The 14,213-nt window shown below is 63.6% G+C and carries 13 protein-coding genes; 6 read left to right on the plus strand and 7 right to left on the minus strand.

Features of this window, described 5'->3' with window-relative positions; all coding sequences use genetic code 11:
- Window positions 1–8: 8 nt before the first annotated feature.
- Window positions 9–398: an Hsp20/alpha crystallin family protein gene (locus tag ACK41V_RS13945; RefSeq protein WP_409783201.1), complete on the minus strand. Its 390-nt coding sequence runs from the start codon at window positions 396–398 to the stop codon at window positions 9–11.
- Between the two features lie 92 nt (window positions 399–490).
- On the opposite strand from ACK41V_RS13945, the gene ACK41V_RS13950 reads away from it, so the two are divergent.
- On the plus strand, window positions 491–1,837 hold the full coding sequence (locus ACK41V_RS13950; protein ID WP_409783202.1) for a branched-chain amino acid ABC transporter substrate-binding protein: 1,347 nt from the start codon (window positions 491–493) through the stop codon (window positions 1,835–1,837).
- Window positions 1,838–1,867: 30 nt separating this feature from the next.
- Here ACK41V_RS13950 and ACK41V_RS13955 read toward each other — a convergent pair whose 3' ends face one another.
- The 6 genes from ACK41V_RS13955 to ACK41V_RS13980 all read right to left on the minus strand — a co-directional run bounded on the left by ACK41V_RS13955 (window position 1,868) and on the right by ACK41V_RS13980 (window position 9,052).
- Window positions 1,868–2,638: an ABC transporter permease gene (locus ACK41V_RS13955; RefSeq protein ID WP_409783203.1), complete on the minus strand. Its 771-nt coding sequence runs from the start codon at window positions 2,636–2,638 to the stop codon at window positions 1,868–1,870.
- Window positions 2,635–3,615, minus strand: a complete 981-nt coding sequence (locus tag ACK41V_RS13960; RefSeq protein WP_409783204.1) for an ABC transporter ATP-binding protein — start codon at window positions 3,613–3,615, stop codon at window positions 2,635–2,637. The genes ACK41V_RS13955 and ACK41V_RS13960 overlap by 4 nt, the downstream gene beginning before the upstream one ends.
- 163 nt (window positions 3,616–3,778) lie before the next feature.
- Window positions 3,779–4,912, minus strand: coding sequence for a lytic murein transglycosylase B (gene mltB, locus ACK41V_RS13965; protein WP_409783205.1), 1,134 nt, complete (start codon window positions 4,910–4,912; stop codon window positions 3,779–3,781).
- 9 nt (window positions 4,913–4,921) lie between these two features.
- Window positions 4,922–6,964, minus strand: coding sequence for a DUF3488 and DUF4129 domain-containing transglutaminase family protein (locus ACK41V_RS13970; protein WP_409783206.1), 2,043 nt, complete (start codon window positions 6,962–6,964; stop codon window positions 4,922–4,924).
- Window positions 6,965–7,042: 78 nt separating this feature from the next.
- Complete coding sequence (locus ACK41V_RS13975) at window positions 7,043–7,978, minus strand: DUF58 domain-containing protein (protein ID WP_409783231.1); 936 nt, start codon at window positions 7,976–7,978, stop codon at window positions 7,043–7,045.
- Between the two features lie 153 nt (window positions 7,979–8,131).
- Entirely contained in the window at window positions 8,132–9,052 is a 921-nt protein-coding gene (locus tag ACK41V_RS13980) for an AAA family ATPase (protein WP_409783207.1), read from the minus strand.
- A gap of 90 nt (window positions 9,053–9,142) precedes the next feature.
- On the opposite strand from ACK41V_RS13980, the gene ACK41V_RS13985 reads away from it, so the two are divergent.
- From ACK41V_RS13985 to ACK41V_RS14005, 5 genes are all read left to right on the plus strand, one after another.
- The gene (locus ACK41V_RS13985) at window positions 9,143–10,048 is read left to right on the plus strand and encodes a histone deacetylase family protein (protein WP_409783208.1); all 906 of its coding nucleotides are present in this window, start codon (window positions 9,143–9,145) and stop codon (window positions 10,046–10,048) included.
- 137 nt (window positions 10,049–10,185) lie between these two features.
- The gene (locus ACK41V_RS13990) at window positions 10,186–10,977 is read left to right on the plus strand and encodes an enoyl-CoA hydratase (protein WP_409783209.1); all 792 of its coding nucleotides are present in this window, start codon (window positions 10,186–10,188) and stop codon (window positions 10,975–10,977) included.
- The gene (locus tag ACK41V_RS13995) at window positions 10,977–12,299 is read left to right on the plus strand and encodes a mechanosensitive ion channel family protein (protein WP_409783210.1); all 1,323 of its coding nucleotides are present in this window, start codon (window positions 10,977–10,979) and stop codon (window positions 12,297–12,299) included. The genes ACK41V_RS13990 and ACK41V_RS13995 overlap by 1 nt, the downstream gene beginning before the upstream one ends.
- Before the next feature lie 218 nt (window positions 12,300–12,517).
- Window positions 12,518–13,267 carry an electron transfer flavoprotein subunit beta/FixA family protein gene (locus ACK41V_RS14000; protein ID WP_409783211.1) on the plus strand — a complete coding sequence of 250 codons (750 nt, stop codon included), beginning with the start codon at window positions 12,518–12,520 and terminating at the stop codon, window positions 13,265–13,267.
- Between the two features lie 12 nt (window positions 13,268–13,279).
- Window positions 13,280–14,212, plus strand: coding sequence for an electron transfer flavoprotein subunit alpha/FixB family protein (locus ACK41V_RS14005; RefSeq protein WP_409783212.1), 933 nt, complete (start codon window positions 13,280–13,282; stop codon window positions 14,210–14,212).
- Window position 14,213 lies beyond the last annotated feature (1 nt).

Genomic DNA, 14,213 nt, shown 5'->3' on the forward strand with positions numbered 1-14,213 from the left:
GTTCCTGCTTACTGAATGCTCAATGAGGTGGCCTTGCTCACCGGCTCCAGGCGAACCAAGGTCAATGTCAACACGCCGTTTTCCAGTTTTGCAGTGCTGTTGGCGGCGTCAATGTCGGTGGCCAGCTCCCAGGCGCGTTGTACTTGGCGTGGCGCGCCTTCCACGCTTTGCAGACGCACCACAGCGCCTTCAATGCTGATCTGCAATTGGTCGCGGGCAAGACCCGGCACATCCAGTTGCAAGGTAGTGGACTTTTCGTCCTGGGTCACGGTGCAACCGGCGGAGCGTGTTGCGGTGGGCTCTGCAAGAGCGCCCATCAGAAAACGCTGCAGCGCAAGATCGGCGGAGCGGGGGGCTTGAGCGTAGGCGGCGCGACGGATTACGGGGGTGAAGATCATGGGTAACTCCTATACACTGCGCGGCTCTCGACGTGGTCGCCGCATGCCAAAGAGGTGTGTACGGCTATGTCGCATTTCAAGGGAAAAATGGCATGAATAAATTGCGCTCCGTGGGCTTGAAAACAGGCGCAGCGGCATTACGTCCATCTGTTTTTGCGGTCGCTGCCGCACTGGTTTTGGCCCTTGCACCAGTGTCTGCTGCGTGGTCGCAAGGCGCGGCGCCTGCGGCTGCGGTGGCCCAGGCCAAGCCTGTCAAGGTCGCATTGATCGAGAGCCTGTCGGGCGCATTTGCCAACACAGGAGAAGCGGTTTACCGCAACATTTACTGGGCGTTGGAGCGCGTGAATGCACGCGGCGGCGTCTCGCTGCCTGCCAGTGCGGGCGGCGCCCGGCTGCTGGCGCTGGAGCGCTATGACAGCAAGGGCCAGAACGAAGAGGCGCTGTCGGCCCTGCGTGCCGCCATCGATGATGGCGCGCAGGTCATCCTGCAGGGTAATTCCTCGGCCACTGCCGCGGTGCTGATCGAGGCCATCAACAAACACAACGAGCGCGAGCCCGGCAAGCGCGTGCTGTTTCTCAACTACTCGGCGGTGGATCCGATCCTCACGAACGAGAAGTGCAGCTTCTGGCACTTTCGCTTCGACGCCCATGCCGACATGCGCATGGCCGCGCTGATGGAAGTGATGCGCGAAGACAAGGCCATCAAGAGCGTCTACCTAATCGGGCAAGACTACAGTTTTGGTCAGGCTGTGCTGCGCGAGGCCAAAAAACAGTTGGCGTCACAGCGCCCGGATGTGGCTGTGGTGGGCGATGAACTCCACCCGGTGGGTCGCGTGAAGGACTTTGCGCCGTACGCCGTGAAGATCAAAAACAGCGGCGCGCAGGCCGTGGTAACGGGCAACTGGGGCAATGATTTGACGCTGCTGGTCAAGTCTGCGCGCGAGGTGGGCTATGAAGGCAGCTTCTATACGTTCTATGGCAATGCTTTGGGAGCGCCTGCCGCCATGGGCGACGCGGGCATTGGCAAGGTGGTGGCAGTAGCAGACTGGCTACCCAATGTTCCGGGCGCCCAGAGCGAAGGCTTTTACCAATCGTTTCGCACACGCTTTCCTCGCCCGCAGGACGACTACGTGCACATGCGCATGCAGCTCATGATCGAGGCGCTGGCGCAATCCATCGAGCGCGCTGGCAGCACCGATGTGCTGGCCATTGCGCGCCAGATGGAGTCTGCCCAGGTGGAGCTGGCCGGACAGGGCGGGAGCATGCGCGCAGCCGACCACCAGTTTCAGCAGGCGCTGGCCGTGGGGGTGATGGACAAGAAGGGCGCGCCGGGTGTGAAGTTCGACGTGGAAGGCTCGGGCTATGGCTTTCGCGTAGTGCGGCAGATCACGGCGGCCAAGGCGCAGCAGCCGCACAGTTGCAATATGCAGCGCTATTGAACGGCGCCCGCTGATGCGGGCGGCTCTCCATCAACGCCGGATGCGGTGCCCCGTCTTGAACACCCACCAGACGACCACCAGGCACAGGGTCATGAACACCAGCGTCATCCCCGCGCTCACGCCGATGTGGACATCAGCCTGGCCGTAAAACGCCCAGCGCAGTCCGCTGATCAGGTAGACCACGGGGTTGAACAGCGACACGGTTTGCCACAGCGGCGGCAACATGCTGATGCTGTAGAACGCGCCGCCTAAGAAAGTCAGCGGCGTGACGATCAGCAGCGGGATGACCTGCAGTTTCTGAAAGCTGTCTGCCCACAGGCCAATGATGAAACCGAACAGGCAGAAGGTGACAGCTGTAAGCACCAGAAAACCCACCATCCACACGGGGTGCGCCACTTCGTAGGGCACAAAAAATCGCGCAGTGGTGAGGATGAGTACCGACACCAGCAGTGATTTGCTGGCCGCTGCGCCCACGTAGCCCAGCAGCACTTCCACCCAGTTCACCGGGGCGCTGAGCAGCTCATAGATGGTGCCCGACCATTTGGGCATGTAGATGCCGAAGGCCGAGTTGGAAATGCTTTCGGACAACAGCGACAGCATCAGCAGGCCGGGAATGATGTAGGCGCCGTAGCTCACACCGCCGATGTCGCCCATGCGCGAGCCGATGGCGGAGCCAAAGACGATGAAGTAGAGCGCCGTGGTGAGTACGGGGGCAATCAGACTTTGCATCCAGGTGCGAAACGCGCGGTGCATCTCAAAGCGGTAAATGGCGCTGACGCCATGCCAGTTCAGGCCGTTCATGCTTGGGGTGCTTTCTGTTCAGGGGTGTCCTGGTGCACCAGGCTTACAAAGATGTCTTCGAGCGAGCTTTCGCTGGAATGCAGGTCCTTGAAGTCGATGCCGTGCTCAGCCAGGGCGCGCAAGAGGGCGGCGATGCCCGTGTCCTCTTGCTGGGTGTCGAAGGTGTAGGTCAGTGCAGTGCCGCCCTGGCTCAGCACGAGTGGCCAGCGCGCCAGAGCATCGGGCACATGGTCCATCGGCTGCTGCAGGGTCAGCGTGAGCTGCTTTTTGCCGAGCTTGCGCATCAGCACGTCCTTGTCTTCCACCACGATCAGCTCGCCCTTGCGGATCACGCCGATGCGGTCGGCCATGTCTTCGGCCTCTTCGATGTAGTGGGTGGTGAGGATGATTGTGGTACCGGCGTCGCGCAGCTCGCGCACCAGGCGCCACATGTCATGGCGCAGCTCCACGTCGACACCAGCACTGGGCTCGTCAAGAAACAGTATTTTGGGCTCGTGCGACAGCGCCTTGGCGATCAGCACACGGCGTTTCATGCCACCCGACAGCGCCAGGATCTTGCTGTCCTTCTTGTCCCAGAGCGACAGGTCCTTGAGGATCTTTTCGATAAAGCCCGGGTTGGGCGCCTTGCCGAACAAGCCCCGGCTGAAGTTGACCGTGGCCCACACGGTTTCGAACGAGTCGGTGTGCAGTTCTTGCGGCACCAGGCCAATCGATGCGCGGGCGGCGCGGTAGTCGCGCACAGTGTCGTGGCCGTCGGCAGTAATGCTGCCTTCGGTGGCATTGCTCATGCCGCAGATCACACTGATGAGCGTGGTTTTGCCCGCGCCATTGGGGCCGAGCAGGGCAAATATTTCGCCCCGGCGGATATCCAGGTCGATGTTCTTCAGCGCTTGAAAGCCGCCCGCATAGGTTTTGCTGACACCGCGTACGCGCACGATGGCGTCCACGGCAGGGGTTGTCGAAGGTGGTGCAGGCATAGGGTGGCGGTCAGAAAGAGGCGGGCCACTGAGGTGACGGTGTCACGCCAGCGGTCGAAGCGCACGATTGTGGACTGGCTGACGCTGCCTTGCTTGGACGGGGACAAAGCGCCTGTCTATCTCTCTACCTCGCCCGCAATGCCGCTGTGATTTCGTTGGCGGGTCACCGCTCTCGCGCTGCAGCCACCTCGCGGCCCAGTTCGATCACCGCCATTGCGTAGTAGCTGGACCAGTTGTAGCGCGTGATGGCGTAAAAGTTCTCGGTGCCCGCCACATAGCTGGGCGCGTCACCGCCGTTTTGCAGCTCGACCAGCGCCAGCGGCCCTGGGTGCTGCAACCCTGCAGCATCCAACAGGGCGCCCTGGGCTTGCATGTTGGCCGCACTGAAGGTCGGCAGGATGTCCGGCAGCAGCAAGTCATCCAGTTGCAGGCGACTGGCATCGAACTGCACGCCAAAGTGGGTGTGCATGCCGGGCGTCCAGCCGTGGCCGATGAAGTAGTTGGCCACCGAGCCAATGGCATCGACGGGGCTGTTGAACAGGTCCACCCGTCCATCGCCATCGAAGTCCACGGCGTAGCGCACCCAGCTCGACGGCATGAACTGGCCGAGGCCCATGGCACCCGCATAGCTGCCGCGCAGTGCAAAGGGGTCGGTGTTGCTGCGGTTCGTCAGGCTCAGAAACTGCTCCAGCTCGCGGCGGAAAAACTCGGTGCGTTCTTTGGCGCGGGGGTGGGCGGCCGGGAAATCAAACGCCAACGTGGCCAGCGCGTCCATCACGCGGAAGGTTCCCATTTGCTGCCCGTAGATCGTCTCCACGCCGATGATGCCCACGATGATTTCGGCGGGCACGCCGTACTCGCGTTCGGCGCGCTCCAGCGCAGCCCGGTGCTCCTGCCAAAAACGCACACCCGCCCGGATGCGAATGGGATCGATGAAGCGGCTACGGTACACACGCCAGTTTTTGGCCGTGCCCTTGGGGGGCGGCAGCATGAGACGCGGCACTTGCGACAAAAACCGGGCCTGCCCGATGGCCTGGCGCACCCATTCGCGGTCCAGATCGCGGCGCGTGGCCAGGTCGTCGGCAAACTGCATTGCGTCGGCGCGGGTGGCGTACAGGACCTGGGGCTTGTCGGATGCGGCTGTCTTGTTGGCGTTGCGGCTTTTTCCGATGCCGCTATGGGTGCTGTCACTCTGCGCAGAGTTTTTAGAGTGTTTTTGGGCGCTAGCGCTTATTGGTATTGTGCAAGCAGCTATCAATGTAATAGCTGTTGCGATCCTTCGAAAAATCTTCGGCATGTCCAGTGTTCAGGTTTTGGGTGCGGTGGTCGTGGTCGGCCAGGGCAGGTTGCGAAACTCGCGCCGCAGATGGGGCAGTTCGGTAGCGGGCTGAGGGGCGTAGCGCATTTGCTCCAGGCGCAGCAGCCAATCGGCCACGCCCTGGGCAGGCGCGCCGAATTGTGCCCGTACCCGCTCTGCCATGGCGCGTGGTGGCAATGTGTCGGGGAGCTGAAGGCCAGCGCGCGCAAGGCGCTGGCGCGTGCGTGCCAGCAAGCGCAGCCACGGGTCGTGCTGGCTGCGCTCCCACAGCGTCCACAGGCCGCCGCCGCCCGCCGCGATCCCGACCAGAATGCCAAGCACCGTGGTCAGGTCTTGCCAGCTGGGGGATTCAAAGCCCAAGGCCTTGAGCAGGTCGAACTGGCGGCTTTGGCTGTAGTTCAGCACCCACTGGCTCCAGCTGTTGTTCACGGCCTCCCACACGGCGCGAAGGTTTTGCACCATGCCGGGGCTGATGGTGCCCATGGCATTTGCGAACGCGCCCTGGGGCGGACGCAAGCGCTGGAAGGCGCCCACGCGGCCGGGCGAGACAGCGCCAGTGGGGTCCACTCGCACCCAGCCGCGCCCTTCGATCCAGACCTCGGCCCAGGCATGGGCGTCGGCATTGCGCACGGTCCAATAGCCGTCCACGGGATGTCGTTCGCCGCCCTGGTAGCCAGTGACGATGCGCGAAGGCACATCCATGGCGCGCATCAGCACGACAAAGGCGGAAGAAATGTGCTCGCAAAAACCTTCCTTGCGGTCAAACCAGAACTCGTCGGCCGTGTGTTCGCCAAAAACGCCGGGATCTAGCGAGTAGTTGTAGCCGCCGGTGCGCAGGCGCTGCAACACGGCGTTGACCAGGACGTCGGTGCTGGCGTTCGCCAGTGCGGGGTCGGCACGCATTTGCGCGGCCAGCTCCAGCGTGCGGGGGTTGAAGCCGGGAGGCAACTCGGTGTAAACGCGCAGCTGGCGAACGGATTGTTGGGGGCCGTGGCGAAATTCCGGGTAGCTCACGGCCTTGTACCGCAGCACGTCAGTAATGGGGCGCGTGGTCATCCACTGCAGGTCCTGGGTCATGTAGGCCTGCATGTTGGAGAGCTGGGGAGCGTCAGGAGTGGCTTCCAGCACCATCAGCCAGGGCTGTCGCTGGGGCTCCAGAGTGACTTCGTAGCGCACTGCGGGGCCGGTGACCTGCAGATTGGCGGGCACGGCGACACGGGCGGCCCAGGGGCTGTCCTCGCGAAACGGCTCGGCCTGCCATTGCCTGCCGTCAAACGCGGCCATGACCGGCCCGCGGAAGTACAACGCCGATTGGGGTGGGACGTCGGCCTCGGCCCCTTCAAACCGCAGGCGAATGGCTATCCGCTCGTCGAGCGCGATCTCTGCCATGTCGCCGATCTTCATCGTGCCTGACAGTCCGCTGCGCCCGGTGAGGTTTTCTCCGGGCATGCCCCACAGTGGCGACATGCGCGGGAACAGCATGAACAGCGCCACCATGATGGGCGCACCCAGCAGCGCCATGGTCCCGGCGATCCGGAAGGTCTGCGCAAGCGGCGGGCGCCCCACCGGCATGTGGGCATTGACCAGCGCCATGAGCAGTCCCAGAAGTGCCACCAGCATGGCGGCAGCGGTCAGCAGAGACTGCGAGAAGAAAAAATTGCTGAGCATCGTGAAGAAGCCCAGGAAAAACACCACCATGGCATCGCGCCGGGCGCGCAGCTCCAGCGTCTTGAACGCGAGCATCATCACCATGAGCGTGACGCCCGCATCCCGCCCCAGAACGGTGCGGTGTGTAAAGAGCGTGCCCGCCACGGCCACGATGACCAACGCCGTAAGCAGCCAGCGCCCCGGCAGCGGGCGTCCCTTGAAGGCCATCCAGCCGCGCCACAGCAGCATGCCGCCCGCCATGGCCGCGGCCCAGCCGGGCAGGTTGGTCGCCTGGGGCGCAATCACCCAGGCCGTGACGAACAGCAGAAACACGGTGTCCCGCGCATCGCGCGGCAGAGAGGCAAGGGTCTGGCGCAGGCTCATGGAGCGACGGGTTTCCGGGTGGTCGAGGCGCAGCGGCGCGTGCGCTGTGTGAGTGGATGGCAGTTCATGGGCAAAGGTTCAGCACAGGGCCAGTGCTTCCAGGCAGCGCCGACGGTGGGCCGCCCCGGTGTCCGGCGCAATCTCCAACCCGGGCAAGCGCAGGCCGTAGTCCAGTCCCAGCCGGTCGGCCTGCAGCACCCAGGCCGTCAGGCGAGAGATGCGGGCCTCGGGGTCGGGGAGGGACGCGAGGATCGGGTCTAGCCAGAGTTCATGGCGCTGGGCCTGTTGCGAGTCTCGGCTGACCAGATCGTCCGTGCCGGTGCCCAGTGACTTGGCCGCTTTTTTCCAGACCACCAGCTTGAGCGGGTCGCCACGGCGATAGGCCCGTACCCCGTCGAATTCGCCGATGCCCTGGGAAGGTGCGCTGCCCGTGCCCCCGCCACGCGGCTCGCCCGCTGGCAACGGGGGCGACGGGATCTCGGGCGCGGGATACACCAACACCTGGGCCGCTGGGCGCCAGTAGGTCCATACGCGGAAGGTGCCCAGCGGAAACCGCGTTTCCGCTGTCAGTGTGGGAATGCGGTGCAGCCCGCGCCGCTCTGGCGCAAACGCCACGTGCAAACTGGCTTGCCCTTGGGCAGGAACGTCGGTCCAGGCCCAGTGATGGGGTGTGCCTGTTGTTCCGTGCACCGCCAGGCCAATGCCGTAACGCGGTGTCTTGCGGTCGCTGGACACCTGCACCTCAAACGTTGCGCTGGTTCCCATGAAATGCGGATCGGGCGCCTTTAAATGCAGTGTGATCCCACGCAGGGTGGCGTGGCAGATGTGCATGCCCACGACAGCGCTGCCCGCCAACAAAAAGGTCAGCAGATAGCCCAAGTTGAGCTGGTAGTTGATGGAAGCCACCAGCAGGATCAGCAGCGTCAGCGCCAGCATCCACCCCGAGCCGGTGGGCAGGATGTAGACGTTGCGCTGGGTCAATGTCAGCGTGTCGCTCAGCGGGCGGCGCGCCATCCACCAGCCCTCAAAACGCTTGCGGATGGGTGTGAGCGGGTTGAGCGACGCGATGGCTGCGCGCAGACGCCTTGCGGATGTGGAGGGTGCTGTGCGCGTTGCGGGCGCTGGGTTCGATGCGGCAGTGGCCATGGGCAATTGGCTCTGCCCGTGTCAGGGGAGGGGCACCGATTCGACCATGGCGCGCACCTGTTCCACCGCGCCGCGCCCGGCATCGCCTACGGGTACCAGGCGGTGGGCTATGGTCTGGGGCAGGACCGCCTGCACGTCGTCGGGCGCCACGTAGTCGCGGCCGCTGATAAGGGCCTGGGCCTTGGCAGCGCGCACCAGCGCAATGCCCGCGCGCGGCGACAGGCCCTGCAGAAACCAACGACCTGAGCGTGTCGCGGCGATGAGATCCTGCACATAGTTGAGCAGCGGGTCGGCCGTGTGGATAGCCTGCACCTGGCGCTGCAGCTCGGCCAGCTCTTCGTCTGACAGCAGGGGCAACATGCTGTCGACCATGTCGCGGCGGTCGGCCCCGGCCAGCAGCACGCGCTCGGCAGCGCGGTCGGGGTAGCCGATGGAAATGCGCATCAAGAAGCGGTCAAGCTGGGACTCGGGCAACGCAAACGTGCCCAGCTGGTCGTGCGGATTCTGCGTGGCAATCACGAAAAATGGGTGGGGCAGTGCGCGCGTCTCACCTTCCACCGAGACCTGCTTTTCCTCCATGGCTTCGAGCAGCGCGCTTTGCGTCTTGGGGCTGGCGCGGTTGATTTCGTCGGCCAGCAGCACCTGGGCAAACACCGGGCCAGGGTGGAACACAAAAGCTTCCTTGCCGCGTTCGTACACCGACACCCCGGTCAGGTCGCTGGGCATCAGGTCGGCCGTGAACTGCACCCGCGAGAACTGCAGGCCAAAAGTGCGCGACAGGGCATGGGCCAACGTGGTTTTACCCACCCCCGGAACGTCTTCGATGAGCAGGTGTCCGCCTGCCAGAAGGCAGGCTACGCAGTCCTGTACCTGGGCGTTTTTGCCCACGATCACCGTGTTAAGCTGATCCAGTAAAGATTTGATCTTGTGCTGTGCATTCATGGCGCGACGTTATCCGAAAAATACGAGACACGGGGATTGACTGTGAGCAAGACGGGCTATTTCACCCATCGAGATTGTTGGAAGCACGAGATGGGCCCGGGCCACCCCGAATGCCCCGAACGGCTGGACGCCATTGAAGACCGCTTGCTGATCACCGGTGTTGCCGATGCGCTGGAGCGGTATGAGGCCCCCGAAGCATCGCTGGCCGACATCGAACTGGCCCACGGCCGCATGCACATTGCAGCACTGCGCGGCATGTCAGATCGCCTGAACGAAGAAATCATGGCGGGTGGCCCCAGTTACGCGCAAATTGACACCGACACCTCCATCAACGCCCATACCTGGAAGGCGTCCCTGCGCGCAGCCGGGGCGGCACTGGCCGCTACCGACGCCGTTATGGCGGGCGAGGTGGAGAACGCGTTTTGTTCGGTCCGCCCCCCGGGTCACCATGCCTGCCGTGACAAGGCCATGGGTTTTTGTTTTTTCAATAACGTAGCGGTGGCCGCCAAATATGCGTTGCAGCGCTACAACCTGCAGCGGGTGGCGGTGGTCGATTTTGATGTGCACCACGGCAATGGCACCGAGGACATTCTGGCCAACGACCCGCGCGCCCTGATGGTCAGCATCTTTCAGCACCCGTTTTACCCCTACAGCGGCGACCAGGATCCGGCTCCCAACATGGTGAACGTGCCCGTGGCGGCATACACCCGCGGCATGGACATCCGCGAGATCATCGAGATGAGCTGGATGCCCCGCCTGGAAGCCTTCAAGCCGGAAATGATTTTTGTCAGCGCGGGCTTTGACGGCCACCGCGAGGATGACATGGGCCAGCTGGGCCTGACCGAGCACGACTATGCCTGGATCACCCAGCGTGTGAAGGATGTGGCGCGCCGCTTTTCCAAAGGCCGCATCGTGTCGTGCCTGGAGGGGGGGTACGTGATGGGTCCGCTGGCGCGCAGTGTGGAAGCGCATGTGCGCGTGCTGGCGGACTTGTAAGCCCCCCTGAGCCGCCTGCGGCGTCTTCCCCCAGGGGGACGCCACCCGTGGCCTGGCAAAGCCGGTTCCACGGTGGCACTGGCCTGGAGGCACGCCGGTTGCGGCGGTACTGCGCAGTGCAGAACACTGGAGAAATCATGAAGACGAATGCCGATGACCTGCTGCAGATCACCCGCGATGTGCGCGGCGTGGTCACTCTGACCTTGAACGACCCGGCACGCTTCAACGCGCTGGGCCACGAGATGCTTTCTGCCCTGCAGCAGGCGCTGGAAGATGCTGGCCGTGATGAAGCCGTGCGTGTAGTGGTGTTGGCCGCTGCGGGCAAGGCCTTCTGCGCGGGGCACAACCTCAAGGACATGGCGGCGAACCCTGAGCTGGCGTATTACCAAAAGCTGTTTGCGCAATGCAGCCGCATGATGCTGACGATCCACAAGTTGCCTGTGCCCGTGATCGCGCGGGTGCAGGGTATGGCCACAGCGGCCGGTTGCCAGCTGGTGGCGCAGTGCGATCTGGCCGTGGCCGCCGACAGTGCCAGTTTTGCCACCAGCGGCATCCACTACGGCTTGTTCTGTGCCACACCCAGCGTGCCGCTGGTGCGCAACGTACCTGCCAAGCGCGCCATGGAGATGCTGCTCACGGGGGATTTCATCGATGCGCCCACCGCGCTCGCGCAGGGTCTGGTGAACCGTGTGGTGCCCGCCGACGCGCTGGATGCCGAGGTCGAAAAGCTGGTGGTGTCCATCTTGCAAAAACCGCGTGTCGCTGTCGCCATGGGCAAGGCGCTGGTCTACCAGCAGCGCGAGCTGGGCATGGATGCGGCCTACCAACTGGCGGGTCAGGCCATGGCCACCAACATGATGGATGAGGCCGCGCAGGAGGGCGCCCGCGCCTTTGCCGAAAAACGCCAACCCGCCTGGAAGAATCACTGATGGCGGGGTTTGCCAATAGCACGGCCATGCTTGATGACGTGAGCAGCTGGTTTCAAGCGTTTGCGCAACCCACGGTGCTCATCGAGTTGGGTGCGCTGGTGGTGTGCGTGCTCCTGGCCTGGGGCGTGGTGACGGCACTGGGGCGCGGGTTGGGGCAGGGCGATTCGCGCTCTATTCTGTTTGGTGCTCGCGGGGTGGATGGGGCGCTGTTCCCCATCCTGTTGCTGGGCCTGGGGTATCTTGCACGCACCCTGTTGGTGGCCTGGGTCCCGCTGGCAGCGTTCAAGCTGGTGATACCGGTGCTCATGTCGCTGGTTGTCATTCGCATCGGTGTCAAGGTGCTGCAGGTGGCGCTTCCGGATTCCGCCTGGGTGCGACCTATCGAGCGATCCATCTCCTGGCTGGCCTGGCTGGCGATGGTGTTGTGGGTGACGGGTCTGCTGCCGCGCGTGCTGGATGAACTCGACAAGATCACCTGGAAGGTAGGGGCCTCGACCCTCTCGGTGCGCACCATGATCGAAGGGGCACTCACCGCAGGGGCGGTGTTGCTGGTGGCGCTGTGGATCTCGGCGGCCATCGAATCCCGTTTGTTGCGCTCTGTCACCGGCAGCGAGCTGTCATTGCGCAAAGCGGTGAGCAACGCCGTGCGGGCCTTGCTGGTGTTTGTGGGTCTGATCATGGCGCTGTCCGCGGTCGGGATCGACCTGACCGCGCTGTCGGTGCTGGGCGGTGCGGTGGGCGTGGGGATTGGCTTTGGTTTGCAGAAGCTGGCGGCCAACTATGTGAGCGGCTTTGTGATCCTGGCGGAGCGCAGCATGCGCATTGGCGACAACGTCAAGCTCGATGTCTTTGAAGGGCGCATCACGCAAATCAACGCCCGCTACACGGTGATCCGTTCGCCGTCTGGGCGCGAATCCATCGTGCCCAATGAGCTGCTCATCACGCAGCGGGTCGAAAACCTGTCGCTCTCAGACCCTCGTGTGTGGATGTCTACCGTGGTCAGCGTGGCATATGACAGCGATGTCGATCTGGTGGGCCGACTGCTGTCTGAGGCGGCGCTCGCCAGTCCCCGCGTGCTGCGAGACCCTTCGCCCAGCGCGGCCTTGTCCGCGTTTGGGGCCGATGGGCTGGAGTTCACCCTGGGCTTCTGGATTGCCGACCCCGAAAATGGTTCGCTCGGCCTGCGGTCGGCCATCAACATCGCGGTGTTGCAGTCGCTGCGCGCGCACCAGATCGAGATTCCCTACCCGCATCGCGTGGTGCATGTGCAGAGCCATCCTGCGGGCACTGCTGCCGACACTGAGTTACCCCCTACCAACTGAGGTTGGCACACAGCATGCGCAATGCACCAACCCAATGTGACAGCTTGCTCTAGACAGGGGTACGGGTCACTCGCCTATAATCTCGAAAAAGAACGATCGTGCTTTTTTGTGGATGCCCTTTGGGTATCGGGCCGTAACGCTTTCCCGTTGCAGTGCGGCATAGAATGTTCCAGTTTACGTAAACGTCAATTCAACCAACTCTATTAGGAGCCGCAGCAATGAAGGTTTTGGTCCCTGTCAAGCGCGTGGTGGACTACAACGTGAAGGTCCGCGTCAAGTCGGACAACACGGGTGTGGACATCGCGAACGTGAAGATGAGCATGAACCCCTTTGACGAAATCGCCGTTGAAGAGGCCGTGCGCCTGAAAGAAAAAGGCCTGGTGACCGAAGTCATCGCAGTCTCCTGCGGCGTGACGCAGTGCCAGGAAACCCTGCGCACCGCCATGGCCATCGGCGCTGACCGCGCCATCCTGGTGGAAACCGACGTCGAGCTGCAGCCGCTGGCCGTCGCCAAGATCCTCAAGGCCCTGGTCGACAAAGAGCAGCCCGGCCTCGTGATCCTGGGCAAACAAGCCATCGACGACGACGCCAACCAGACCGGCCAGATGCTGGCGGCCCTGGCAGACCTGCCCCAGGCCACGTTCGCCAACAAGGTGGAGCTGTCGGCCGACAAGGTCAGCGTGACCCGCGAAGTGGATGGCGGCCTGGAGACCCTGTCCCTGACGCTGCCCGCCGTCATCACCACCGACCTGCGCCTGAACGAGCCCCGCTACGTCACCTTGCCCAACATCATGAAGGCCAAGAAGAAGCAGCTGGACATCGTCAAGCCTGAAGACCTCGGTGTGGATGTGGCGCCTCGCCTCAAGACCCTGAAGGTCACCGAGCCTGCCAAGCGCGGTGCTGGCGTCAAGGTGGCCGATGTCGCCGCCCTGGTCGACAAGCTCAAGAACGAAGCCAAAGTCATCTAAGGAGAACAAGAAATGACCACCCTCGTTATTGCTGAACACAACAACGCGTCCATCAAGGGCGCAACGCTCAACACCGTGACGGCCGCCATCGCCTGCGGTGGTGATGTGCACGTGCTGGTGGCGGGCCACAACGCCGCAGCCGCCGCTGCAGCCGCTGGCCAGATCGCCGGTGTCGCCAAGGTCATCCACGCAGATGCCCCTGGCCTCGAACATGGCTTGGCAGAAAACGTTGCCGCACAAGTGCTCGCCATCGCCAGCAACTACAGCCACATCCTGTTCCCCGCCACCGCCAGCGGCAAGAACGTCGCCCCCCGCGTGGCCGCCAAACTGGACGTGGCCCAGATCAGCGACATCACCAAGGTGATTGCCGCCGACACCTTTGAACGCCCCATCTACGCTGGCAACGCCATTGCCACCGTGCAAAGCGCCGACAGCGTCAAGATCATCACCGTGCGCACCACCGGCTTTGACGCCGCAGCCGCCACGGGTGGTTCCGCCGCTGTCGAAACCGCAGCAGCCACGGCTGATGCAGGCAAGAGTACCTTCGTCGGCAGCGAAATCGCCAAGAGCGACCGGCCCGAACTGACCGCCGCCAAGATCATTGTCTCTGGTGGCCGGGCGCTGGGCAGCAAAGAAAAGTTCGACGAAATCATGACCCCCCTGGCCGACAAGCTGGGCGCTGCCCTGGGCGCCAGCCGCGCCGCGGTGGACGCGGGCTACGCCCCCAACGACTGGCAAGTGGGCCAGACCGGCAAGATCGTGGCGCCGCAGCTGTACATCGCAGCGGGCATCTCCGGCGCTATTCAGCATTTGGCCGGCATGAAGGACTCCAAGGTGATCGTGGCGATCAACAAGGACCCTGAGGCACCGATCTTCAGCGTGGCCGACTACGGCCTGGAAGCCGACCTGTTCACGGCCGTGCCAGAACTGGTCAAGGCTCTGTAAG

Origin of the sequence: Acidovorax sp. (genome assembly GCF_046291265.1) — a bacterium.
Lineage (GTDB): Bacteria > Pseudomonadota > Gammaproteobacteria > Burkholderiales > Burkholderiaceae_C > Acidovorax.